The sequence below is a fragment of the Aquiflexum sp. genome (genome assembly GCF_041751335.1).
Classification (GTDB): domain Bacteria; phylum Bacteroidota; class Bacteroidia; order Cytophagales; family Cyclobacteriaceae; genus Aquiflexum.
Map to the genome: position 1 here is coordinate 1 of NZ_JBGSXS010000402.1, position 10541 is coordinate 10541.

Sequence of the window (10541 nt, forward strand, 5' to 3'; positions counted from 1 at the left end):
ATCATCAGAAACAAGCTGTTGGCAAGGGTATTTGCAGTCATAACTAGAGATACTCCTTACGTGGATATTTACAAGTATGCCGCATAAGAAATGAAAAATTGCACTATTTCACTTGCTTTAATCTTAGAATACAGGGTGACGAATGCTCCTTTTACGTTATAGGCACCCGATTCTGAACCAAATCAGAAATCAGAATGAAATCTATCCTACAAAGGAGTAAATATTTTACCACATAGAATGATAGCACTCATAGATAAATATCACATTATTTAAGATCCTTTGATTCCAGTCATTTCTGGTAAATAAGGGTATATTGAATAACTTTAAACATTAAAACTTTCTTACCAAAAAACCAATTAACCAAATTCTAGATGAAAATCAATGACGACCAACCTCTTCCCAATTATGTAGCCAATGATGCCCGATATGAACAGATGCCTTTCAGGAGGTGTGGCAAAAGCGGTATCCAACTTCCTTTGATTTCCTTGGGGCTTTGGCATAATTTCGGTCATAATGCCGATTTCAAAAATGCCCGAACTATTTTGCGTCAGGCTTTTGACTTCGGAATTACACATTTTGACCTGGCCAATAATTATGGGCCTCCCTATGGTTCGGCCGAGGAAACTTTTGGTAGGATCATGGAAAAGGATTTTAAGCCTTACCGTGATGAATTGATTATCTCCACCAAAGCCGGTTGGGATATGTGGCCTGGGCCGTACGGAAATTTAGGTTCAAGAAAATATCTTATCGCTTCTCTTGATCAAAGCCTGAAAAGAATGGGCTTGGACTATGTGGATATTTTCTACCACCACCGACCAGACCCTGAAACGCCTTTGGAAGAAACTTTGGCCGCGCTTGAACATATCGTCAGGCAAGGTAAAGCCCTTTATGTAGGCATATCTCAATACAGCGCTGAGGATACTGCGAAAGCCCATCAGATATTAAAAGACCTGGGCACTCCCCTATTTATCCATCAACCACGCTATAGCATGTTTGACCGTTGGGTGGAGAAAGGACTTTTGGATGTTCTAGGAGAAAAGGGTGTCGGTTCAATCGCTTTTTCTCCTTTGGAACAGGGAGTGTTGACTGACAAATATCTAAAAGGAATTCCTGAGGACAGTCGAATAGCTAAAGACGGCAGGTACCTCAAAGAAAGTCAGATTTCTGATGAAGTAATTTCCAAAGTAAGTAAGCTAAATAAAATTGCATTGAACCGTGACCAGAGTTTGGCCCAAATGGCCATTGCTTGGTTGCTGAAGGATGAAAGGATAACCACGGTTTTGGTAGGTGTCAGCAAACCTGAACAATTAGCAGATAATGTAAAGGCGGTAAAAAATCTAAAATTCACTGAATCAGAGCTAAAAGAAATTGAGAAGATATTGGTTTAGAGCTTAGGGCCGAGAAGCGAGAGCAGAGAGGAGCTTTTTGTCTTTGCGGGGTTATCCACTTACAGCATAGAGGAGCAGATCTTTTCCCCATGACATTCTAGGAGAAATGCCTGTCCAGAAGGCTTTCGGCAAGATAAGAATCAAAGCCTGCTCCGAGTATCGGGGAACCGGGATACTATAAGCGAGAGCCGAGAACCAAAAAGGTATTGAGAAGCTGATAACTTATTTTAAAATGAATTTAGAATTTTAAATTGAAAATAAAATAACATAAAAACAAAAGCCCCAATAACGTCTGAACAGACTTAATTGGGGCTTTTGATTTAAATATCTGAATTTAATTCTTTTACAAGAGGTAAAAAATCAGGTTCAAATACGCTTGAATCAGGAGACAATATCCCAATATCTATAACTATCAATAAATATCAGCTTAATAAATCATATCTGTAAATTATCTTAATTCAATATATTTATAAATTATCTTATCGCATTCTCCAAAGTAGCCAGATAGATGAATTTTTGATCCCGGGATTTCAGTCCTTTTTCCTGTGCCGCCCGTTGTTCAGCTGTGGATTCCATATCCTCATACTCCTGCGCATTGAAAAACTGAATATAATCTTTGTATATGTTCATGGTCAAATGGGTTGATTTTGCTTCGCTGCCCATGGGCAAAGCTGTTCTCAACAAACTCCAACTTCCCATCAACCCTTTTTCTATCCTGTTCTGATGAATCGGTAAAAACACTTCCTTTTCAGCTTTTTCATATTCATTAAATTGCCCTTCTACAGCTTTCATCAGATCAAAAGAAGCTAATATACCGGGCCTTAATTGGAAATTGTCTTTTGTTGAAGCAATTTCCTGCATATAAGCTCTTTGTGCCAAATCCCTGCTTTGAATGGCATCATCAAATTTTTGCTTGACCTGCATCTCTGTCAGGTGAGGGTTAGCAATCATGGCATATCTTACCATATCTTCCTCAGTAAGCCCATTCATCATGCTTACAGGATCTTTGAAATAGGTAATGGTGATATATTGGAATTCACTTGGATCAGCACCTGATTGTAATGACCAAAAATCCCACCCCTGGATTTTTTTGTCATTTACTGCCGCACGGTATACCTTATCCATAAAGTCCTTAAACTCAATAAAATCATAAGTTTGAGTGGATTCCACTTTGAAGAATTCAAAGACCAAATAGCGCGTCTGTTGGGCTTGGGCCAAATTGAAGGCGAAAATACCCAGGATCAATAGAATACATATTTTTTTCATTGTCTGATTATTTTAAGTTTAGCATCTTTTGATAACTAATCCTTAAAATTTAAGAATTATATTTTGAATTATATAATTTCATCAGTCTTTTTTTTATGTTAATTATAGTATTGGTAAAATGCTCTCTTTTTAAGTTTATTTTTACTCTTTTAAATCCTTATTGAAATGAACTATTTGGAATAAAACCCATATCTTCCTACATTTTGCATTGAAATTGAATATTATGAAATTATCTAGAAGACAATGGTTGAAAAGTGCCTCATTCGTGAGTGGTACGGCATTATTAAGCGGGTCAGTTGCGATCTCCGCCCTTTCAACCGAAGAAGTTAAAAAATTCAATCCCAGGCCTCTTGATTCTCTTGTCAGGTTGGGTTCAAATGAAAACCCCTATGGTCCTTCCCTTAAAGTCAGGAAGGCAATGGAAGAAGCATTTGACCTTGGTTGTAGGTATCCTTGGTCTTTCAATGGCAGTCTTCAAAAAATGATTGCTGACAAAGAAGGTGTTCCCACAGATCACATTGTCCTAGTTGCCGGTTCAACAGAAGGATTGAAAATTACCGGAATTACCTATGCCGGGCCCGGAGATGAGATTATTTCCGGCTTACCCACCTTTTTGTCCTTGATGACTTATGCCGAGACCTGGGGTGCCAGTATTAACTGGGTTCCTTTGGACAAAGACCTGAATTATGATCTTAAGGAAATTGAAAAACGGGTATCCTCAAAAACCAAACTTGTCTTTTTATGTAACCCCAATAACCCGACAGGCAAACTGCTTCCTGCAAATGAAGTACTGGACTTCTGTAATGCAGTCAGTAAAAAAACAATGGTTTTCAGCGATGAGGCTTATTGTGATTATATAGAGGATCCAAATTATCCCTCAATGACCCAATTGGTAAAGGAAGGAAAGAATGTGATCGTTTCAAAGACACTTTCAAAGGTATATGGATTAGCAGGAATAAGATTGGGTTATTTGGTGGCAAGACCGGATATCGCGGCAAAATTATCTGAAAGAGTGGTAGCCAATACCAATATTATGGCGATTGAAGCTGGAAAAACTGCACTTGCAGATGCAGAATTTTATCATTTCAGTTTAAATAAAAACAAAGAAGCCCGAAATTTAATAGAATCGACCCTTGATCAATTGAAACTCCCCTATCTTCCCTCCCAAGCCAATTTTGTTTTTTTCCATGCTAATCAAGATGCAAGCGGATTGGCAAAGAAAATGCTCGGGAAAGGAATAATTGTTGGTCGTCCGTTTCCTCCTCTTAATGATTGGTGTAGGGTAAGTACTGGTACGATTGAGGAAGTTCAGCTTTTCAACAAAGCACTGATCGAAATTTTAGGTTAATTGTTTTTAGGTAATGATTGATTTTGAATTAAGGCTCGAAAACGAAATAGTATTGTTGAGGCCAATCCAGGAAAATGACCTTCCCGAATTTTTATCACTGACTTCAGAACCTGACATGTGGAGATTTTACACCCATGACCTGTCCAATTTGGATGGAATACAAGGATGGGCAAAACCAGCTTTTGATATGGAAAGACTTCAGTTTGTTATTATTGATAAAAAGTCAAATCAAACAGTGGGTGCTACTGCTTTTGGAAACATATCTGAGAGGGACAGTCGTCTTGAAATCGGTTGGACGTGGTTGGGAAAAGAGTTTCAAGGCACAGGAATAAACAATGAGGTAAAAAAATTAATGTTGTCCTATTGTTTTGAAGCATTGGAATTGGAACGTGTGGAATTTAAAACCGACGTGCTAAACTTACAGGCAAGAAAGTCATTGAAAAATATAGGTGCGATTGAAGAAGGGGTTTTGAGAAGTCATACCCTGATGACCAAGGGCCGAAGAAGAGACACTATTTATTATAGTATCCTGAGGTCTGAATGGAATTATGTTAAAAGAGAAAATGATTGGTAATGCCCTGAAGTAGTACTAGTTATTCTTTACATTAAAGAACAATACTTGTCCAATCTGTCAGATGTCCTATGGCGGATGACCGATGTAACTGACTTACAGCTATTAACCAATTTTTCTCTTCATTTGACTTATTCCTGATAGGATTGTTCATTATTATTATTATTTTAATTCATCAGCATTTGATCAAAAAATAAAAAGCCTGCTTGAGAAATTCAAGCAGGCTATTTTAATAAACAACTCTTTATTTAAACCGTTGGTAATTTCCAACCATTTTGGTAGTTGGCCTTTATCAGTGCATTGGCTTTCTTATCCGTAAACTGACCCTTTGTCGCATCCCAATAGACCTTTTTGCCTGTTTTGTAAGCAATGTTGCCCATTTGTGCATTGATGGCGGCAATACTACCGGTTTCGATACCACAGGTCAATTTCTTTTCGTCATTGCTTGTGATGGCATTTACAAATCCTTGGGCATGCAGTTCCAATGGATTTCCTTCGGGTTTGATCAATTGAACTTCCTCCAATTTATTGACCCTTTTACCATCTTTGGTTTCGGTCTCAGGAATCACTCTCCAACCTCCCCTATTGACTACCAATGTGGCATTGTTTCCAATAAATGCAATGCCTTCTGTGGTACCGTAGTTGCCTCCATCTATACCAGTAGCATGCTCCCACAACATATTGAATCCATCATATTCGTACACTGTCTGTAAGGTATCTGGTGTCTCTGAGGCATCATCGGGATAGGCGAATTTACCTCCCGAAGCCATTACTGATTTGGGTGCGGTCACACCCATGGCATATAATGCAATATCAATCTCATGAACGCCCCAATCTGTCATCAGACCACCTGCATAATCCCAAAACCAACGGAAGTTAAAATGAAATCGGTTTTCGTTAAAAGGTCTTTTTGGAGCAGGTCCCAACCACATGTCATAATCTACACCTTGTGGTACGGGTCCGTTTGGAACCACTGGAACCGGTTTCATCCAACCCTGATAAGCCCAGGTTTTGACCAAACGGATCTGGCCTAATTTACCGGACTTGACATAATCAATAGCTTGTGCATATTGGCTGCCGCTCCGTTGCCACTGTCCGCACTGTACCATTTTGCCGTACCGTTGCTTTGCTTTCACCATTAGATTACATTCTTCAATGGTATTGGCAATTGGCTTTTCTATATATACATGTTTTCCTGCAGATAAACTATCTATCATATTGAGACAATGCCAGTGGTCTGGTGTGCCTACAATCACCGCATCAATATCCTTGTCTTCAAGGAGTTTTCTGTAGTCTTTATAAATTTTTGGCTTTTTGCCCCTTTGTTTATTAACATCTTCTGCCCTTTGGTCCAGAACATTTGAATCAATATCAGCTATACCTATACAATTTACATTTGCCATCTTCAAATGCGCATTCATATTGGACCATCCCATTCCTTTGGCCCCGATCAGAGCAAAATTCAATTGGTCAGATGGGGCGATTTTTTTGGATAAATCAAACAAGGATTCTGCAGACACAAATGTCGGAATAGATAATCCGGCTGATGCCAATAAACTACTTTGGATAAATTTTCTTCTTGAATTCATTTTTTGGGGTTATTATTAAAGGTTTTATTGAGACATTAAAACTTTGATCAGCAAACTTTTAAATTGCTTTAAACCAAATTTTTTTAAATATAAAATATATCATTCAGACTTTTTAAACCGATGGAATAAAAGAATTCCCTTAGTTTAAACTTAAACCATTTCTAAATTTCAGGAAAAAGCGAATGAAGGGAACCATATGAATAGGATTTGGTTAATTTTGTATAAAATCGAAACACTATGAAAAACAGAGAAATCGTGACGCTTCAGCGTTCTTTGCTACATGATACCGAAAAATTATTGAACCAACAGATTGAAATGGAGGGTAAATCCTCTGCCTACTATCTTTCTATGGCATCTTGGTGCCACATGATGGGTTATGCCAATGCAGCTAAGTATCTATATGTACATTCCGATGAAGAAAGAATGCATATGATGAAACTTTTCACTTACATCAATGAAGCTGGTGGGCACGCTATTCAACCAGAAATCAATGGAATCAGACATAATTTCAATTCACTAAGGGAGATTTTTGAGTTGATCTTGGAGCATGAAATCCAAGTAACCAAATCCATTAACTCCATAGTGGATCATGCTTTTGTTGCCAAGGATTTTGCGACATTTAGCTTTATGCAATGGTATGTGACCGAACAGCGTGAAGAGGAAACTCTGGCGAGAAGGGCATTGGAGCTGTTTGATATCATTGGTGAAGAAGGCGTCGGACTTTGGACTATTGATCAGGAATTGGGCAAATTGCATAATTCTACAGCAGGGGGAGAAGGAGCCTAATTTGGAGAGTTTACTTTATATAATTTATTGATACTCAAAATAAAAGCGGGATCCCAATCCCGCATTTTTTCATAATTTGTATATACATGATTTTACCAGCAATATATCTATCATAATTAAACACATGGATTGAGGCAAAAGAGTGCGCTACTTCGGTCTTCCGTCTTCGGTCTTCCGACATTTTAAGAAAACCACTTACCTGACAGGAATGCAGTTAACCATTTTTTCATAAACACACTATTGAATCTCACATCAGAAATTTTTTGCCATGCAAATGGTCATGTTCCTCTTCCTTAAAATAGAATTCCAACATTTTTTCCGTAATTTTTGCTTCCTTGGGCGGTAGGGTTCCAAACATCCAGTCCCATAATATTATACTGAAGGAAAATCCCCTATTAGGATATTTGCCATGGTGATGGATATGGGATTTTTGTAGATTGGGCATTATATATCTGCTCCAAGGTTTGTGCAAAATCACATGCAGCATGCTGTACAACATGAACCCAATATAAAATCCTGTAAATACCGTGAAATAATTATCCAAATAAATTGATAGTGGCATCAATAAGATCACTCCCCCAAAAGTCAAGCTTCTGTGAAAACCACTTATTTTGATATCAGTAGGGTTCTTATGGTGGTCCATATGTAAATCATATATTTTATTTCCTTTTGATCTGAAAAAATTATGCATCCAGAACCGGTGAAGGGAATATTCGATAAAAGTCCATGTCAACCAACCCAATACCAACAGGACCATAAACCTTAATTCTGCGGTACCTGTAAACTCCGCAATCATTAGGAGACTGATGGCAATGAAAAGGAATGTTCCAATACACCTGCAGACTTCTCTAATCTCCTTGGACTTTTTTGTGAACTCAGTCATCGTTTTCATTTCTGTGGATGTTATGATGAGTAATAATTAGATTTTCTGTTGGGAGAATGACTTATCCTCTAAGTGATGAAGAGAAATACCTCCTTGTTGAAAATTATAGGACCAAATTATCCTACCTGCGATGGATATCCGAATTGAAAATGGGTATGTAAAAAATTGATTTGGTAGGAATTATCTTATAGAAGATGCTAGGATTGGTTAATTATTGATTTCCATAAAAAATCTTGAAAGATTTAACAATCTTTAGTAAAATCTTCAAAAATCTATTTTGACTTCAAGGAATAATTCCCTCTAAATTTTTTCCTTTTTATTCCAAAGTATTCAGTTTTGAATCTTTGGTCTAAGTTCAAATAAAAAAATCATAATATTAGAGCCGCTATTTCCGAATGAGTAATAGCCAAGAATGGTTGATTTAATTAAATAAAATCTTAATTTTTATTGTAAAAATATTATCCGCTCAAGTAAAAAATATTTTGGGTAAAATTTTTTGAAGAATTTTGTAAAAAACCTTATCTTTTACATAGTAATCTATACAAATACCCATGGATTATTTGGCTATTACCTTAAAGTGAAAAAATTTAAATTCAAGCATTATCGTGTTTTTCTAAGAAATTTTACCATCCCTTATTTCTAACCCTTTTTGAAAATGCCACCATCAGAAATTCAAGTTCAGTTTTTCCATCATTTAAAAAAAATTCTACCTCCATACAAATCGCTTGTAGATGAAATTTCAGATCTTCTTGATATCAGCAATGATTCTGCATACCGCCGTATCAGGGGAGAAAAATATATAGACCTAGAAGAAATCAAAAAAATCAGTCAGCATTTCAACATCTCTTTGGATCAGGTTTTCAATCTTCAGACCAATGCCATTGTTTTCCATGGTAAGCTCAATTCCTTCACTAAAGACAGTTTTGAGTTTTGGTTGGAGGATGTGCTCAAGCAGTTTCAAATGCTACATTCCCAAAAAAACAAGCATATCTATTATCATGTCAAAGATATGCCCCCATTTTATCAACTCTATTTTCCTGAACTGGCTTCGTTTAAGTTCTTTTTCTTTATGAAATCCATTCTGTTTTATGATTCACTAAAAAACGAAAAATTCACCACCGACAACCTCTTCTATTACAAGGTAAAAGACATCTGCAACAAAATCATTCACCTATACAACCAACTTCCCACCACAGAAATCTGGAACGAAGAAGGTATCAATGCTACAATCAGACAAATTGATATTTATCATGAAATGGGATGGATTCCCTCTAAGGATTTGACCATCACTTTGTACAATCAATTGCTCGAAACAGTCAACCACCTGGAAAACCAAGCAGAGATCGGGTTGAAATATCACTTGGGAAAATCCCCAACTCCTGAAAGTGCCTCTTATAATCTATTTATAAATGAGTTTATAATAGGGGATAATACATTTTTCACGGAGTTAGATAATGTCCGCATTACTTACCTCAATCACAGCGTGCTTTATTTTATAGGTTCCATGGATCCCAAATTCAATGATGCCATGTTTTTCAATCTCGACAACCTGATAAAAAAATCCACCATGATCAGCTCAACCGGGGAAAAGGAAAGAAGTAGGTTTTTTAATAAACTCAGAAAAAAAATTCAGGAAAAAATTGAAAATATCAGGTAATACATCACTCATATTTAATTAATTGTGATTTTTTTCATATTTTTCCAATCGATCGGCAATATTAAAACTAAACTAGCTTAAACCTTTTTAATCAAGATTAAAATGAGAACTATACTGAGTATTATTATTTTTTTGATTCCATTCAGTGGAATATCTGCACAAAATCTCACTCCTTCTTTTGATATATCAGAGTACCTGGAGATGATGAAAATCTCAATAAGGACAACAGGAGACAGTAGTTACTATAATAAGTTACCCGCTCCCGAAAGCCACACAATGATATACCAATCTCCCGAAATGGGACTTAAAAACAAATGGGATCTTTGGACAAATGAACATCAAAAATCAGCCGTCATCAGTATCAGAGGCACCACTGTTGATCCCGTATCCTGGTTAGAGAACTTCTATGCAGGAATGGTTCCTGCACAGGGCAAGCTTCATCTCAGTAATGATTTCCAGTTTGAATATAAATTGGCGGAGGACCCTAAAGCAGCTGTCCATATTGGTTGGCTTGTTGGCACAGCTTTTCTTTCCAGAGATATACTGCCTAAAATTGACTCCTTATACCATAAGGGTTACCGGGATTTTTTGATCATAGGACACAGTCAGGGTGGCGGAATAGCATACCTCTTGACGAGTCACCTGAATTACCTTCAAAAACAACAAAAAATCCCGGCCGATATCAGGTGGAAGACATATTGCAGTGCCGCTCCAAAACCCGGAAATTTATATTATGCCTATGATTTTGAATCATTGACCCAGGAAGGATGGGCCTATAATGTAGTCAATGCCTCAGACTGGGTTCCTCAGGTACCGTTTTCAATACAGACCATTGATGATTTCAATGATGTGAATCCCTTCAAAAATGCCAAAAAAGCCATCAAAAAACAGAAATTCCCAGATAGGATTGTCATGAGGAGGGTTTTTAACCAATTGGATAAACCCACCAGAAAAGCCCAGAGAAATTTTCAAAAATACTTGGGAGATAAGGCCAGTATATTTATTAAAAAAAGTTTACCGGAATTTCAAAAACCTGAGTTTGTGTCCAGCAAC

Annotated in this window: 9 protein-coding genes; 6 read left to right on the forward strand and 3 right to left on the reverse strand. The window is 37.1% G+C overall.

Translation table 11 applies throughout. The features are described 5' to 3' along the window. Positions 1-371 precede the first annotated feature (371 nt). A complete protein-coding gene (gene mgrA / locus ACEW8U_RS21520; protein WP_373524113.1) occupies positions 372-1388 on the forward strand; it encodes an L-glyceraldehyde 3-phosphate reductase in 1017 nt (338 codons plus the stop codon). A gap of 474 nt (positions 1389-1862) precedes the next feature. Here the strand turns inward: mgrA and ACEW8U_RS21525 are convergent, their stop codons facing one another. Then, complete coding sequence (locus tag ACEW8U_RS21525; RefSeq protein ID WP_373524114.1) at positions 1863-2654, reverse strand: hypothetical protein; 792 nt, start codon at positions 2652-2654, stop codon at positions 1863-1865. A 223-nt stretch (positions 2655-2877) separates the two neighbouring features. Here ACEW8U_RS21525 and ACEW8U_RS21530 point away from each other — a divergent pair, with 223 nt between their 5' ends. Together ACEW8U_RS21530 and ACEW8U_RS21535 are read left to right on the forward strand one after the other, a co-directional pair. Beyond that, on the forward strand, positions 2878-4002 hold the full coding sequence (locus ACEW8U_RS21530; RefSeq protein ID WP_373524115.1) for a histidinol-phosphate transaminase: 1125 nt from the start codon (positions 2878-2880) through the stop codon (positions 4000-4002). 13 nt (positions 4003-4015) lie between these two features. Then, the gene (locus ACEW8U_RS21535) at positions 4016-4576 is read left to right on the forward strand and encodes a GNAT family N-acetyltransferase (protein ID WP_373524116.1); all 561 of its coding nucleotides are present in this window, start codon (positions 4016-4018) and stop codon (positions 4574-4576) included. A gap of 245 nt (positions 4577-4821) precedes the next feature. Here ACEW8U_RS21535 and ACEW8U_RS21540 read toward each other — a convergent pair whose 3' ends face one another. Further along, positions 4822-6162: a Gfo/Idh/MocA family protein gene (locus ACEW8U_RS21540; protein ID WP_373524117.1), complete on the reverse strand. Its 1341-nt coding sequence runs from the start codon at positions 6160-6162 to the stop codon at positions 4822-4824. 237 nt (positions 6163-6399) lie between these two features. Here ACEW8U_RS21540 and ACEW8U_RS21545 point away from each other — a divergent pair, with 237 nt between their 5' ends. Further along, complete coding sequence (locus tag ACEW8U_RS21545; RefSeq protein WP_373524118.1) at positions 6400-6948, forward strand: ferritin; 549 nt, start codon at positions 6400-6402, stop codon at positions 6946-6948. A gap of 247 nt (positions 6949-7195) precedes the next feature. Here the strand turns inward: ACEW8U_RS21545 and ACEW8U_RS21550 are convergent, their stop codons facing one another. Beyond that, positions 7196-7840 carry a sterol desaturase family protein gene (locus ACEW8U_RS21550; RefSeq protein WP_373524119.1) on the reverse strand — a complete coding sequence of 215 codons (645 nt, stop codon included), beginning with the start codon at positions 7838-7840 and terminating at the stop codon, positions 7196-7198. A gap of 646 nt (positions 7841-8486) precedes the next feature. Between ACEW8U_RS21550 and ACEW8U_RS21555 the strand changes: the two genes are divergently transcribed. Both ACEW8U_RS21555 and ACEW8U_RS21560 read left to right on the forward strand, forming a co-directional pair. Next, positions 8487-9488 carry a helix-turn-helix domain-containing protein gene (locus tag ACEW8U_RS21555; RefSeq protein WP_373524120.1) on the forward strand — a complete coding sequence of 334 codons (1002 nt, stop codon included), beginning with the start codon at positions 8487-8489 and terminating at the stop codon, positions 9486-9488. Between the two features lie 102 nt (positions 9489-9590). Continuing rightward, positions 9591-10541: lipase family protein (locus ACEW8U_RS21560; protein ID WP_373524121.1), on the forward strand; the 951-nt coding region annotated here is incomplete at its 3' end.

What these genes read in the sequence shown, in the direction of transcription:
- mgrA (WP_373524113.1), top strand. Translation starts at nt 372, where the DNA reads ATGAAAATCAATGACGACCAACCTCTTCCCAATTATGTAGCCAATGAT.
- ACEW8U_RS21525 (WP_373524114.1), bottom strand. Translation starts at nt 2,654, where the DNA reads ATGAAAAAAATATGTATTCTATTGATCCTGGGTATTTTCGCCTTCAAT.
- ACEW8U_RS21530 (WP_373524115.1), top strand. Translation starts at nt 2,878, where the DNA reads ATGAAATTATCTAGAAGACAATGGTTGAAAAGTGCCTCATTCGTGAGT.
- ACEW8U_RS21535 (WP_373524116.1), top strand. Translation starts at nt 4,016, where the DNA reads ATGATTGATTTTGAATTAAGGCTCGAAAACGAAATAGTATTGTTGAGG.
- ACEW8U_RS21540 (WP_373524117.1), bottom strand. Translation starts at nt 6,162, where the DNA reads ATGAATTCAAGAAGAAAATTTATCCAAAGTAGTTTATTGGCATCAGCC.
- ACEW8U_RS21545 (WP_373524118.1), top strand. Translation starts at nt 6,400, where the DNA reads ATGAAAAACAGAGAAATCGTGACGCTTCAGCGTTCTTTGCTACATGAT.
- ACEW8U_RS21550 (WP_373524119.1), bottom strand. Translation starts at nt 7,840, where the DNA reads ATGAAAACGATGACTGAGTTCACAAAAAAGTCCAAGGAGATTAGAGAA.
- ACEW8U_RS21555 (WP_373524120.1), top strand. Translation starts at nt 8,487, where the DNA reads ATGCCACCATCAGAAATTCAAGTTCAGTTTTTCCATCATTTAAAAAAA.